Origin of the sequence: Pseudomonas agarici, assembly GCF_001543125.1 — a bacterium.
Classification (GTDB): domain Bacteria; phylum Pseudomonadota; class Gammaproteobacteria; order Pseudomonadales; family Pseudomonadaceae; genus Aquipseudomonas; species Aquipseudomonas agarici.
Map to the genome: position 1 here is coordinate 595790 of NZ_CP014135.1, position 12327 is coordinate 608116.

General features: G+C 61.1%; 11 protein-coding genes. 7 read left to right on the top strand and 4 right to left on the bottom strand.

Features of this window, described 5'->3' with window-relative positions; translation table 11 throughout:
* Nucleotides 1–205 precede the first annotated feature (205 nt).
* From AWM79_RS02775 to AWM79_RS02785, 3 genes are read left to right on the top strand one after another with little or no spacing between them, the layout of a single operon-like run.
* Complete coding sequence (locus AWM79_RS02775; RefSeq protein WP_017130588.1) at nucleotides 206–865, top strand: paraquat-inducible protein A; 660 nt, start codon at nucleotides 206–208, stop codon at nucleotides 863–865.
* The gene (locus AWM79_RS02780; protein WP_017130589.1) at nucleotides 852–1475 is read left to right on the top strand and encodes a paraquat-inducible protein A; all 624 of its coding nucleotides are present in this window, start codon (nucleotides 852–854) and stop codon (nucleotides 1473–1475) included. The genes AWM79_RS02775 and AWM79_RS02780 overlap by 14 nt, the downstream gene beginning before the upstream one ends.
* Nucleotides 1468–3771, top strand: a complete 2304-nt coding sequence (locus tag AWM79_RS02785) for a PqiB family protein (RefSeq protein WP_017130590.1) — start codon at nucleotides 1468–1470, stop codon at nucleotides 3769–3771. Before AWM79_RS02780 ends, AWM79_RS02785 begins: the two co-directional genes overlap by 8 nt.
* 62 nt (nucleotides 3772–3833) lie before the next feature.
* Here the strand turns inward: AWM79_RS02785 and mksF are convergent, their stop codons facing one another.
* From mksF to mksB, 3 genes are read right to left on the bottom strand one after another with little or no spacing between them, the layout of a single operon-like run.
* Nucleotides 3834–6674: an Mks condensin complex protein MksF gene (mksF, locus tag AWM79_RS02790; protein ID WP_017130591.1), complete on the bottom strand. Its 2841-nt coding sequence runs from the start codon at nucleotides 6672–6674 to the stop codon at nucleotides 3834–3836.
* Nucleotides 6671–7384 (bottom strand): Mks condensin complex protein MksE, encoded by a 714-nt coding sequence (gene mksE, locus AWM79_RS02795; RefSeq protein ID WP_017130592.1) that lies wholly within the window; start codon nucleotides 7382–7384, stop codon nucleotides 6671–6673. Before mksE ends, mksF begins: the two co-directional genes overlap by 4 nt.
* Nucleotides 7374–8654 carry an Mks condensin complex protein MksB gene (gene mksB, locus AWM79_RS02800; RefSeq protein WP_017130593.1) on the bottom strand — a complete coding sequence of 427 codons (1281 nt, stop codon included), beginning with the start codon at nucleotides 8652–8654 and terminating at the stop codon, nucleotides 7374–7376. Before mksB ends, mksE begins: the two co-directional genes overlap by 11 nt.
* Nucleotides 8655–8822: 168 nt before the next feature.
* Between mksB and AWM79_RS02805 the strand changes: the two genes are divergently transcribed.
* The 3 genes from AWM79_RS02805 to can all read left to right on the top strand — a co-directional run bounded on the left by AWM79_RS02805 (nucleotide 8823) and on the right by can (nucleotide 10784).
* Complete coding sequence (locus AWM79_RS02805; protein WP_026013030.1) at nucleotides 8823–9602, top strand: superantigen-like protein SSL4; 780 nt, start codon at nucleotides 8823–8825, stop codon at nucleotides 9600–9602.
* Entirely contained in the window at nucleotides 9595–10047 is a 453-nt protein-coding gene (gene rimI / locus AWM79_RS02810) for a ribosomal protein S18-alanine N-acetyltransferase (protein WP_017130595.1), read from the top strand. The genes AWM79_RS02805 and rimI overlap by 8 nt, the downstream gene beginning before the upstream one ends.
* A 92-nt stretch (nucleotides 10048–10139) precedes the next feature.
* Nucleotides 10140–10784 carry a carbonate dehydratase gene (gene can / locus AWM79_RS02815; RefSeq protein ID WP_017130596.1) on the top strand — a complete coding sequence of 215 codons (645 nt, stop codon included), beginning with the start codon at nucleotides 10140–10142 and terminating at the stop codon, nucleotides 10782–10784.
* A gap of 52 nt (nucleotides 10785–10836) precedes the next feature.
* Here the strand turns inward: can and AWM79_RS02820 are convergent, their stop codons facing one another.
* Entirely contained in the window at nucleotides 10837–12012 is a 1176-nt protein-coding gene (locus tag AWM79_RS02820; RefSeq protein ID WP_017130597.1) for a hypothetical protein, read from the bottom strand.
* Between the two features lie 29 nt (nucleotides 12013–12041).
* Here AWM79_RS02820 and AWM79_RS24820 point away from each other — a divergent pair, with 29 nt between their 5' ends.
* Entirely contained in the window at nucleotides 12042–12242 is a 201-nt protein-coding gene (locus tag AWM79_RS24820) for a hypothetical protein (RefSeq protein ID WP_143063216.1), read from the top strand.
* Nucleotides 12243–12327 lie beyond the last annotated feature (85 nt).

Here is a 12327-nt window from a genome sequence, read left to right on the forward strand (position 1 = left end):
CATCGCCGATGGTAGTGTGGGGCTTCCCCATGTGAGAGTAGGTCATCGTCAAGATTGAATTCCGAAACCCCTATCTGCTCAGCAGGTAGGGGTTTTGTTTTTTTGCGCGAAATGCACCTGTCGTGCCCCGATAAATTTGCGCAGTTATTTTCGGGCTAGACCACTAGAATAGGCGCTATCTTTTACAGAGCCTGAGCCTCTATTTATGCTGGATCCGGTTGACACTACCCAAGTGTCGAAGTTGCCTCTGAACGAGCTGGTGGCTTGTCATGAGTGTGATCTGCTGATGCGCAAGCCCCAGCTCGGCTTGGGTGAAAAAGCCCAATGCCCGCGCTGTGGTTATGAGCTGTACGCCCACCGCCACAATGTCGTCGAGCGCAGCCTGGCCTTGGTGATCGCGGCCCTGTTGCTGTATGTTCCCGCGAACTTTTTGCCGATCATGCAACTCAATCTTCTGGGACGTTCTTCCGAAGATACGGTATGGAGCGGTGTGTTAGGCCTGCATGACACCGGCATGACCGGCATCGCCGTCGTGGTGTTCCTGTGCAGCATGGGCATTCCGTTGCTCAAATTGCTGTGCCAACTGGCGGTGCTGTTGAGCATCCGCTGGGATATCGGACGCAGCTACGGCCTGCTGCTGTATCGCGTTTATCACCACCTGCGTGATTGGGGGATGCTTGAGGTCTATCTCATGGGCGTTCTGGTCGCCATCGTCAAGCTGGCGGACCTCGCAGAGTTGAGCCTCGGCGTCGGTCTGGCCTGTTTTGTCAGCCTGTTGTTGGTCCAGGTGCTGCTGGAGGTGATGATGTCACCCCACCAGATCTGGCAAGCGTTGTCGGGAGAGGATGAACATGCGGGCGATTGATGCGGGCATCCTGATCTGCACGGAGTGCCATGAACTGAACCGGCAGGAGCCCGACGCCAACGAGCAGGTCTGCAGCCGTTGTGGCGCACGGATACACCCGCGTCGGCCGAACAGCCTGATACGCACCTGGGCACTGCTGTTGACCTCGGCCATTCTCTACATTCCGGCCAACGTCCTGCCGATCATGACCGTCAATTCCCTGGGCAAGGGCGGCGCCGATACGATCATGTCCGGTGTCGTCACCCTGGTGCAGCACGGTATGTTCCCGATTGCCGCCGTGGTGTTTGTCGCCAGTATTCTGGTGCCGACGTTCAAACTGGTGGGCATTGCCCTGCTATTGTTTTCGGTACAGCGCCATCAGCCGCTGTCGGCCCGGCAGCGGATCATTATGTACCGTTTCATCGAATTCATTGGCCGTTGGTCAATGTTGGATATCTTTGTGATCGCTATCCTGGTGGCGGTCGTGAACTTTGGAAGAATAGCCAGCGTCGAGGCCAATCTCGGCGCAGTGGCTTTTGCCAGTGTGGTGGTGTTGACGATGCTTGCCGCAGTAACTTTTGATCCCCGACTGATTTGGGACAACACGGAGTCGGACGACGACCATGAGTGATTTGCCAAAAGCCAAAACCCGCCCGGCCTCGAACTGGTCGGCCATCTGGGTCCTGCCGCTGATTGCCCTGATCATTGGCGGCTGGCTGGGCTGGCGGGCCTATAACCAGACCGGTATCGAAATCCAGGTACGTTTCGAGAGCGGCGAGGGTATCCAGGCCAACAAGACCGAAATCGTCTACAAGGGCATGTCGATCGGTAAGGTCAAGGCGCTGACCCTGGACACCGAAGGCAGCACCCAAGGGGTAATCGCTACCGTCGAGATGAACAAGGACGTCGAATCGTCCCTGCGTACCAATACCCGCTTCTGGCTGGTCAAGCCGAGTGTCACGCTGGCCGGTATCACGGGCCTGGAAACCCTGGTTTCCGGCAACTATATCGCGATCAACCCCGGTGATGGCGAGCCCTCGCGCAAGTTCAAGGCGCTGTCCCAGGAACCGCCGCTGTCGGACCTCAAGCCTGGATTGCACATCACCATCAAGGCTGACCGACTGGGCTCCCTGAATCGTGGCAGCCCGGTGTTCTACAAGCAGATCCAGGTCGGCCAGATCAAGAGCTTTGCACTGTCTCCCGATCAGAACATGGTCGAGCTCAAGGTCTTCATCGAGCCGACTTATGCCAACCTGGTGCGCAAACACACGCGCTTCTGGAATGCCAGTGGCATCAGCATCGATGCCAACCTGTCCGGTGTAAAGGTGCGTAGCGAATCGCTGGCCAGTATCGTTGCCGGTGGTATCGCCTTCGCCACGCCGGAGAACCGCAAGGACAGCCCACCCACCGACCCGAGCCTGCCGTTCCGTCTCTATGAGGACTTCGATGCCGCCCAAGCCGGGATCCGCGTGAAAGTCAAACTCAGCGACTTCGAAGGCCTGCAGGCTGGGCGTACCCCGGTCATGTACAAAGGGATCGAGGTAGGTAGCCTGAAAGCCTTGAAGATCGACCCCGACCTGACCAGCGCCAATGCCGAGCTGACCCTCGATCCCCTGGCCGAGGACTATCTGGTGGAAGGTACCCAGTTCTGGGTGGTCAAGCCGTCGATCTCCCTGGCGGGCATCACCGGTCTGGAGGCCCTGGTCAAAGGCAACTACATTGCTATTCGCCCTGGGGACAAGGGCAACCATCCACAGCGGGAGTTCGAGGCCCGGAGCAAGGCGCCGCCGCTGGACCTGCGCTCCCCCGGCCTGCACCTGGTGTTGTTCACCGACAGTCTCAGCTCCCTGGCGGTGGGCAGCCCGATCCTCTACAAGCAGGTCAAGGTGGGTTCGGTGCAGAGCTACCAGTTCTCCCGTGATCGTAAGCGGGTGGTCATCGGCGTGCATATCGAGAAAGAGTACGAGGGCCTGGTCAACGCCTCGAGCCGGTTCTGGAACGTCAGCGGCATCACCCTGAGCGGTGGACTGACCGGCGGTATTCAGGTGAAAAGCGAGTCGCTGCAAACCCTGATCGCCGGTGGTATTGCTTTCGAGACGCCGCAGGAGAAGGCGCCGCTGAAGAGGCGCATTCCACGTTTCCGGCTGTTCGCCAACCACGACGATGCCCAGCAGCAAGGCACTCCGATTACGATCCGGGTCGATCGTGCCGACGGCCTGCGTAGTGGCACGCCGATCCGCTTCAAGGGGCTGGAGGTGGGTAAGGTCGAAAACGTCGAGCTGAGCGAAGATTTGCAGTCGGTGTTGCTGTCGGCCAGAATTACCGAAGTGCCAGATAAGATCGCCCGGGCCGGTAGCCAGTTCTGGGTGGTCAAGCCGGAACTGGGACTGATCAAGACCGCCAATCTCGAAACCCTGGTGAGCGGGCAATACATTGAAGTGCAGCCGGCGCTCGGCAAGCAGGGCCCGCGCAAGGATTTCGTCGCGCTTAAGCAGGCTCCGGATACCGTGACCGCGCAAGCCGGCCTGAGCCTGACGTTGAGTGCCGCCCGTCGTGGCTCATTGAAGGAGGGCGTGCCGGTGACCTACCGCGAAGTGGTCGTGGGTAAGGTCACGGGGTACGAGCTAGGCGCCACCGCCGATCGGGTGTTGATCCATATCCTGATCGAACCGCGTTATGCGCCGCTGGTACGCACGGGCAGCCGGTTCTGGAGCACCAGTGGGTTTGGTGCCGACTTCGGCTTGTTCAAGGGTGTAACGATACGTACCGAGTCGCTGGAGACGCTGATCCAGGGCGGGGTTGCCTTTGCGACGCCGGATGGCGAGCGGATGGGGAGCGCGGCGCGGCCGCAGCAAACCTTCGCATTGTTCGACAAGTTCGAGGACGAGTGGCTGACCTGGGCGCCGAAGATCCCCTTGGGCAAATAACTGAGACTAAACAAGAAGGCCGCGAGCAATGATCGCGGCCTTCTTGTTTACCGCCTTGGGAATCAGACCTCGTCCAGTTCCGGTTCCGCCGCTTCGCGGTGCTGCGTTGCCTGCACGGAGTCGTGGCGACGGATGTACTTCCAGTCCGCCTCGTCGATATAGATCCCGTTCGGTCCGCTGCCGCCTTCCAGGTCGATGGCGACATGGGCCGAGACCTGCGGCTTCACGCTCGCCAGGATCGGCACGAAGCCCAATTGCAGGCTGGTTTCCAGCAGCGCCGCCTGGTTCTTCTCGTCGATGTCCGCTGCCTCGTCGAGGTAGTACGGCAAACGCACGCGTCCGGCTTGGTCGCGGTCCATCAGGTGCAGCAACAGGTACATGTTGGTCAGCGCCTTGATGGTCATGGTGGTGCCGTTGGACGCGGCCCCGTCGATATCGGTGTGAATCACCGGCTGGCCATGCACTTTGGTGATCTCGAACGCCAACTCGAACAGATCCTTCAAACCCAACTGGTTGTGGTTGGCCGCCACCAGCCGTGCCAGATACTCCTTGGCCTCTTCGTTCTTGTTGTCCTGCTCGGCGCTCTGACTCAGGTCGAACACCGACAGCGTCTCGCCCTCTTCGTACTGGCCGGCGCTGTGGATGATCTGGTCGATATGCTTGAGCGCTTCCTTGTTCGGTGCCAGGACGATGCGGAAACTTTGCAGGTTGGAGACCTGGCGCTTGTTGATCTCGCGGTTGAACAACGCCAACTGGTGTTCGAGGCTGTCGTAGTCACTGCGGATGTTGCGCAGGGTCCGGGCGATATCGGTCACCGCCGCACGGCGTGCCTTGCCCAGGGTCAGCGCCTCGTCGGTGCGATGGTCATAAGCGTTGATCAACAATTGCAGGCGCCGTTCGACATCGTCCTCGCTGTCGAACTTCGCCACACCCTTGAGACGGACCTGGGCATACAACGCTTCAATCTGCCCGTCGACCCGCTGCAAGCCCTGCCAACTGTCCTGATAGTCGTTGAGCAATGGCAACAGGTTGTCCATGGAGTCGTCGACCGGGTCCATGAACGGCGTACCGAAGGGCAGGTCCGCTGGCAGTAACTGGCGCCGCCGCAGGGCGTCGTCGAGAGTACGTTGCTTGGCTTCCATGTCGCCGATCTGCCGACCGACCAGTTGCAGTTTTGCCGAGAGTTGCTGGACGCGCTCGGTAAAGGCGTCGCTGGAGCGCTTCAGTTCGTCCTGGGCGGCTTCCATCTGGGCCAGTTGTTCCAGTTTGTCGCCTTCCTCGGCGCCTAGGGTTTGGGCGCGCCGGAAGTCTTCCAGGGCCTTTTGTGCATCCAGTACCTGCTGATACAGCGCTTCGGTCTGGGTCTTGCTCGCAGCCCGGTCGGCCGCCACGGCCTGTTGGGTCTTCAGTTGCTTGAGTTCTTTGTCCAGACGCTCCTTCTGGTCGCGCAGGGCGGCGCGATCGGCCAGGGCCTGGAGTGCTGGCGGCTCGATATGGGACACATCGATGGACAGGCCTGGCACTTCGAAGCGCTCGCCCTTGAAACCGTCGAGGATCAGCTCCATCGACTTGACCCACTCGCCGTCGTCATCCAACGCAATGCCATGCTCACCCAGCGGTAGGCTGAACAGCGCGCTATTGAACAAACGCATCAGGCGCTCGACGTCCTGCTGCGAGAACTCTTCGCGCAGGCGTGCGTAGCTGTTGTTGTCCGCATGGTCGAGCTGCTGCTTGACCGATTTCAGACGCTTTTCCAGGTCGCGCAGGCGCTCTTCCAGGTCTTCGGCGCTGAACTGTCGGGACTGGGCCAAGGCGCCGGCCAGCTCGTCGTGGGCATCCTTGGCGGCCAACAGTTGCTGTTCCAGAACCTTTACGTCGTCGACCAGGGCAAAGCGATGTTTGAGCACCGACAACTCGCCGAGCCAGCGCTGGATGCCGCTGATTTCCCGCTCCAGGCGCATCAGTTCCTGGGTGCTGCCGCGCTGGTCGTTCTGCAGCGCGTCCTGCTCGTTGCGGTAATGCTCGGACTGGATCAGCAGTTCTTCCTTGCGGGCGCTGGCGTAGTCCGACCAGGTGCCCAGCAACGAGTCGAGCAATGGCGAGATCCGGTGCAGCTTGCCACGCAAGACATCACGCGAGCGCACGCCGGCAGCGAGGGCCTCGACCAGCGGGCCGGCGGCCACCAGCGCGTTGTAGTCTTGTTCCATGCGCCGTACATCGCGAAAAGCTTCTTCGCAGGCGGCGATATAGTCGACGCTGCCGGAGCGCAGGCTGTGCTCGAAGGCGTCGAGGAACAGTTGCTTGAGCTTAGCGGCGGTGATTTCACGCATGTGCAGCAGGTTGATGAACAACGCGCGGAAGGTCTTCAGACTTTGTTCGCTGGTGGAGCGCAGCGGGATCAGGGTCAGGTCCAGCGGGATTGACGTGTGTCCGCCGACCAGCAGGCGGCGCAGTTCGTCGGGCTTGAGTTCGTAGGCTTTCAGGCCGTTGCGCTCAAGATTGTTGAACAGCTCTTTCTGGCGCAGGCAAGTCTCGTCTTTCTGGTAGTGGGCCAGATCCAGTTGTCCGGCGTAGGCGAAGAACTGGTGACCGAAACCGCCGCCCGGACCGCGTCCGACCACGCCGATCACGTGTGGGCCATGGGGCAGGGCGACTTCGACGAGGATATAGCTGGTGTCGCTGGCGAAATAGAAGCGGCGCGATTGTTCCAGACTGTACTTGCCGAAGCTCATGTCCGACATGCGCGCCAGGATCGGGAACTGCAAGGCGTTGATCGAGGCCGATTTGCCCAGGTTGTTCGCTCCGTAGACCGACAGCGGATGTTCCAGCGGGAACAGCCCAAGGCTGTAGCCGGCGGTGTTCAACAGGGCGAAGCGGCGAATACCGTAGCGTTCCTGGCTCATGCGTCCATCTCCTGTTGTTCGGCGGCGATGGCGCGGGCCAGCGCCGCCTCTTCACTTTCTTCTTGCGGTTCGACGAATTCACTGAGGTCCAGCGGATCATCGGTTTCGAGTAACTTCTCGTCGCTGTCGTCATCCACCAATGCTGGCGTCGGCAGCGGTAGCACGCTGTGCAAGCTGGCGGCCATGTCGCGGTCTTGTTGGACCGACAGGCAGACATCGAGAAAACGGTGCATCGGTGGCAGGAAGCGGTACAGGCCGGGTTCTTCGAGGGCGAAACCGAGCTGGGTCATGCGGCGCATGATCTTTTCCTCCAACTCGTCCTGGGTGGTGACTTCGGCCTGGACGAACAGGTCGCGGTATTTATCCAGGAGCGACGGCAGCTCGTCACGGCCCAGGCTGCCGCCGTCGAGCACGGCGATCGGGTCGCGGCCCTGGTCGGCCAGGTGCTCCACCAGGATAAAGGTGAACAACGCCAGGCGCTGCGCGGTCTTGTTCACCTGCGCGGCGGCGTTGTCCGGGACGAAGTAATAGAAACCGCGGGTATCGCAAACCAGCTCGAAGCCCAGGGCCTTGAACAGCGTGCGGTACTGGTCCTGGAAGTTCGATAACTGGGCGTACAGCTCCGGGTCGCGGCGGCTGACGTGATAACCCTTGAACAGCTCGCGAAAGATCGGTGCCAGTTGGGACAGCTCGGAAAGATCAAGATGCATGAGGTGTGCTCGCGAAATTCTCGGCGGTTTCTTCAACGCGCGCGAGCAGGGCGAAGGAGCGTAGGCTGACCTGATGCTCCTGTGTGTGGTAGTCACGGCGTTCGAGGCGTTGGCGCTGGAAACGCTTTTCTCGCGACAGGCGCGAGAACCAGTACAGCAATTCGTCGGTGGCGCCGTCCGGTTCCTGTTCCAGCAGCCAGCTCATCAGGTCCGGCATCGGCAGGGCGTCGGTGCAGCGTTCGAGCATCTCCTTGACCGTGCGCGGTGCCCGTGACGACTCGCCACCCTTGGTGGACTTGTGCGCCTTGGGAAAGCGCGACGGCTTGGCTTCGAAGCGCGCCAGGGCGTAGACATAGGCCTCGACCTGCCCGGAGCTACCGAGAAAGGTACTCTGTGGGCGGGTGAACATCGGCATGGCCGCTTGCGGCACGGCGTCCAGGCCCTTGCGGCGGATCACCGACAGCGCCAGGGCCGCGCCACGGGTCACGGCATTGTGTCGGCGCGCTTCTTCGCGTAACGGCAGCAACAGTTCGCGAGCGTGACGCAGGGTCAACTGGGCGCTGGTCTGCATCTCCAGGATCCGCGCGTGGGTGCGCAGCAGCCTATCATCGTCCACCAGGTGGCCGAGACGCTGTTGTTCGCTGAGCATGCGTAGTAGCACATGCTCGACCTTGCGCACCCCTTGTTCGAAGGCGCCGTCGGCGTTCACCAATTGGATCATCGGCTCGACGTATTCGTCCCAGGTCGCCAGGACCTCGGCATAGCGCTGGCGCAGCGGGATCTGCCGGTCGCTGGTCTTGGCCCGCTCGGCGACGGCCACTAGAGCCTGTTCGTCGTTGGCGAGCTTCTTCAAGACGTCACGCACGCGCATGTCGAGCAAACGCAGTTGGCGGGCCAGGTCGTTGCCGTCGCGGATATCGAAGGCATCCTGGATATACCCGGCCAGGCGTTCGAGATGGCGCAGGTAGGCTTCGATTTCCAGGCACAGGCCCAGGCGATGCTCGCGCCGCAGATAGGCCAGGAAGTCATGGATCTGTGCGTTCAGCTCGAAACGGTTCGGGCTTTTCGCGACCGGTACCAGGATGTCGAGGCGAATCCACACGTCCAGCAGACTGGTGATGTCCTGGGGCGTGCTGTCCAGTTGCTGGGCGGCCAATTGTTGACGCAGCTCGCCGAGGCTCAGGGTGCCTTGGTCGAAGTGTTCGCACAGAGGCTCCAGAAGGGCCCAGTGCTCGGCGAGGGCGCGCAAGACGCGCTTGGGTTCGATCATGGGAGAGGCCGGCTGGTTGGCAAATTAAAAGGAGCGATTGTACTGCATGACGCGCCTGATTTATCCCCAAGTGATCAGAGGGTGGGTGGTGTTGCGATCAACCACGGGCGATCTTCGCCGAAGAACGGTAGAATCCCTGTCCTCAACTTATCCACAGATGGCTGACCTTTGCTAATCGAGTCCCGCCGCCGCGCTTATCTGACTGCCATGCAGGTGGTCCATTGGCTGCCGCGCACCGAACTGCCGTTCGCCGCGCCGTCGCGTCCTGAGCTGTTCGTCGAGCCGCCGCCGTTGGTCGAGACGCCGCCGACAGCGCCTCAGGCGCACAGCGTCGCTGAGCCTGTGGCCAAGTCGCTCGAGCGACCGAAAATCGAAATGCCACGTCCTGCGCCGATCAACCGTGCGCCAGGCCAGCCGGAGGTCGACACGCCAGAGGCGCCGGCACCGGCCAAGGTGACTCAGTTGCCGCCGCCGCGCTTCTCCCTGCAATTGCTGCGGGCCGGACGTTGCCTGCTGCTGGTGGAGCTGGTGACCGGCCAGGCGTTCCAGAGTCGCGATCCGTCCTATCTGTTGCTCAAGGACATGTTGCGCGCCGCCGGTCTGCCGGATGCCCCGCAGATCATTGGCGAGCCGGTGCATTGGCCATTGCTGGCCCGCGGCAACCTCGACCAGGGCCCCGACCGTGCCCGTGAATTTGTCCAGGGCTTTGTCCAGGCGCGCCTGGAGGAAGGCGAGTGCGCTTGCCTGTGGCTGATCGGCCTGCCGGCCATACGCTTTGCCGGGGAAGCCGACGCCGAATCGTACAACCGAGAGCTTCAGATCGAAGGGCTGGGTTCGGCCTTGGCGCTGCCCGGCCTGGAGTTATTAATGGAAGAGCCACAGCGTAAGGCTGATGTCTGGCAAGCCATGCGCCGGCTGATGGTGCGTTGGAACCGCGTTGATGAGTGATGCAATAAGCTTTCGCCTGGCCACCGAGGCGGATCTGGAGGCGATCCTGAAGGTCGAATATGCGGCGTTCAGTCATCCTTGGACCCGTGGGATTTTTCTCGATGCGCTGAAGTCTTATAAGGTCTGGCTGATGTTCGAGGGCGGTCAGCAGGTGGGGCACGGGGTGATCCAGGTCATCATCGATGAAGCGCATCTGCTCAATATTACCGTCAAGCCGCAAAGCCAGGGCCGTGGCCTGGGGTTGCGATTGCTCGAAGAGCTGATGAAGCAGGCCTATGAACTGGGCGCGCGGGAGTGTTTTCTGGAAGTTCGCGACAGCAACCAGACGGCGTATCGTCTGTATGAGCGCTACGGTTTCAATGAAGTCGGGCGTCGTCGCGACTACTACCCGGCAGCCGGTGGCCGTGAGGATGCGCTGGTCATGGCTGCTACCCTGGTCGATTGAGCCCGGTCGAAGGGTATTTGTCGCGATTGTGGACGTGACCTCGACCGTTGGTCGGTTGTCACAGCGGTGCATCATTTTCGAGGCCTTACAGCATGAACGAACTACAAGACCTGATTGATAACAACGAGCGCTGGGCCGCTGCGATCAAGGAAGAGGACCCGGAGTTCTTCGCCAAGCTGGCTCGCCAACAGACCCCCGAGTATCTCTGGATCGGCTGTTCCGACGCACGAGTACCGGCCAACGAAATCGTCGGCATGTTGCCGGGCGACCTGTTTGTCCACCGCAACGTAGCCAATGTGGTACTGCATACCGACCTCAATTGCCTGTCGGTAATCCAGTACGCAGTGGATGTGCTCAAGGTCAAGCATATCTTGGTCACCGGCCACTATGGTTGTGGCGGCGTGCGCGCGTCGATGCAGGACCGGCAACTGGGGCTGATCGACGGCTGGTTGCGTTCGATTCGCGACCTGTACTACGAGAACCGCGAAGTGCTTGCGCAGTTGCCGAGCGAGGAGGAACGGGTTGACCGCCTGTGCGAGTTGAACGTTATCCAGCAGGTGGCCAACGTCGGCCATACCACCATTGTCCAGAACGCCTGGCATCGTGGCCAGAGCCTGTCGATCCATGGTTGCATCTACGGCATCAAGGATGGACGCTGGAAGAGCCTGGATACCACCATCAGTGGGATTGAGCAGTTACCGCCCCAGTATCGCCTGCGGCCTGTCGACGCGCCCTGAGCCTGAATCAACCCTGTGGCAAGCCTGCTCGCCACAGGGGTCGGATCGGCCACTAGATGGGTGGCAGTGTGGTCAGCGGCGCCGGAGCCGGTGCTCGCAGTTGCTTGAGCTCGGTCTTGATCGAGGCGCTCGAGCATTTCTTCTGCGCGTCGGTTTCGCTCAGGTTGCGCACCGAGACATAAAACAGCTCACAGGTCTTTTCCTTGTGGGTCACCTGCCAGTTCTCGGTGCAGCTTTTGAGCAGGGTCGCTGGATCGCTGCTCGGCTTCTGGCCCATTCCGGCCTGCCAGCAGGCGGCACTCAGGTCCTGTCCCATGACCTTCAGGCCCGCCGCATCGGCCTTGGCCTGATCGCCACCATAGCTCGCCGGATCCGCTGCGTACCAGATGTAGCTCGGGTGATTGGAGCCCAGTACCGGTACCTTTACCCCTCCGCCCGGATTGATCTCGGCCAGACCGAGGACTGCGACCGTGACGCCATACTGCTGCTTGATCCAGTTACGTACCGGTGCTCCGAAGGCCACCATCGGTAGCGCGCTACCCTTGGCGGTCACACTGACTGCCTTGACCATGGTGGTCTGGTAATCGGTGAAATAGCCGTAGACCCCTTCCAGAGCACTGCCGGCGTTGGACGGCGCGGCAATCGGCGCGATGTCGACGATAGTTTGGTAAGCCGGCGTCTGCTCCGCGGGAATGCCGTTGTCGGTCAGCAGTTCGGCCCAGCGGTCGGTGGTTTTCGATTCCAGGTAGTCCTGGGCCTGGGTCAGCGAGTAATCCGGCGGGAAGTGCAGCAGCTCGACACTCTTGCGGTTATCCAGGGCCATGCCCAGCGGCAGGAACAGGTACCAGTTGTATTCCCATTTGCCATCGGCATTCAATTTCGAGGCGCCCTGATAGGCCAGGTCGCCGGCATCCAGCAGCGCCGCCAGCGGCTTGTCGTAGCCGTTCGGCACGCCACTGAAGTGAGCGTACAACTGACCGTTGTCACTCTTGACTGTCACTTTGGCGTTGTTGTAGCCGTCGCGTTGTACGCTCTGGTTCAAGTAGTGCTCGGCGGTCTGCTCCAGCGTCCAGTTGCGGTAGCAGATCACGTTGCAATTGTTGGGGTAGGCGAACAGTTGGGTGACCCGTTCGGTGCTGCCCAGCTTCAAGTCGACATCGGCGTGGGCGCTGGCCATGCCCAGGGTCAGGGCAGCGAGGGTGGACGACAGTACGGCGAGTTTCGACATGCTCAGATCCTTTTCAGCGTGAGCCCCCCATGATTGGGGTGAGTGTGCCGCTGCTCCCTGGCCGACCGGCATTGGCCTTCATCGGCGAGACCGACGGCGCTCGGCGTCAGGAACTGGCCGAGGGCATTGGGCATCCATCCATTCATGGGGTTACCCACGCCGGACGGCGGCGAAGCCGTAGCTGGTTTCCAGGTCAACGCTACGATCATTGCGGCGAAGTCTTTTTTTAACTGCAAAAAAGCTTAAGCAGAAGGGGGCCAGGGCAGGATATTACTGGATGGGGAAGGGGTAAAGAAAATGATAGCTAAAGGCTAC

Coding starts and splice junctions, on each gene's coding strand:
- mksB (WP_017130593.1), bottom strand. CDS start 8,654: ATGATCGAACCCAAGCGCGTCTTGCGCGCCCTCGCCGAGCACTGGGCC.
- mksE (WP_017130592.1), bottom strand. CDS start 7,384: ATGCATCTTGATCTTTCCGAGCTGTCCCAACTGGCACCGATCTTTCGC.
- AWM79_RS24820 (WP_143063216.1), top strand. CDS start 12,042: ATGATTGGGGTGAGTGTGCCGCTGCTCCCTGGCCGACCGGCATTGGCC.
- AWM79_RS02820 (WP_017130597.1), bottom strand. CDS start 12,012: ATGTCGAAACTCGCCGTACTGTCGTCCACCCTCGCTGCCCTGACCCTG.
- AWM79_RS02780 (WP_017130589.1), top strand. CDS start 852: ATGCGGGCGATTGATGCGGGCATCCTGATCTGCACGGAGTGCCATGAA.
- can (WP_017130596.1), top strand. CDS start 10,140: ATGAACGAACTACAAGACCTGATTGATAACAACGAGCGCTGGGCCGCT.
- mksF (WP_017130591.1), bottom strand. CDS start 6,674: ATGAGCCAGGAACGCTACGGTATTCGCCGCTTCGCCCTGTTGAACACC.
- rimI (WP_017130595.1), top strand. CDS start 9,595: ATGAGTGATGCAATAAGCTTTCGCCTGGCCACCGAGGCGGATCTGGAG.
- AWM79_RS02775 (WP_017130588.1), top strand. CDS start 206: ATGCTGGATCCGGTTGACACTACCCAAGTGTCGAAGTTGCCTCTGAAC.
- AWM79_RS02785 (WP_017130590.1), top strand. CDS start 1,468: ATGAGTGATTTGCCAAAAGCCAAAACCCGCCCGGCCTCGAACTGGTCG.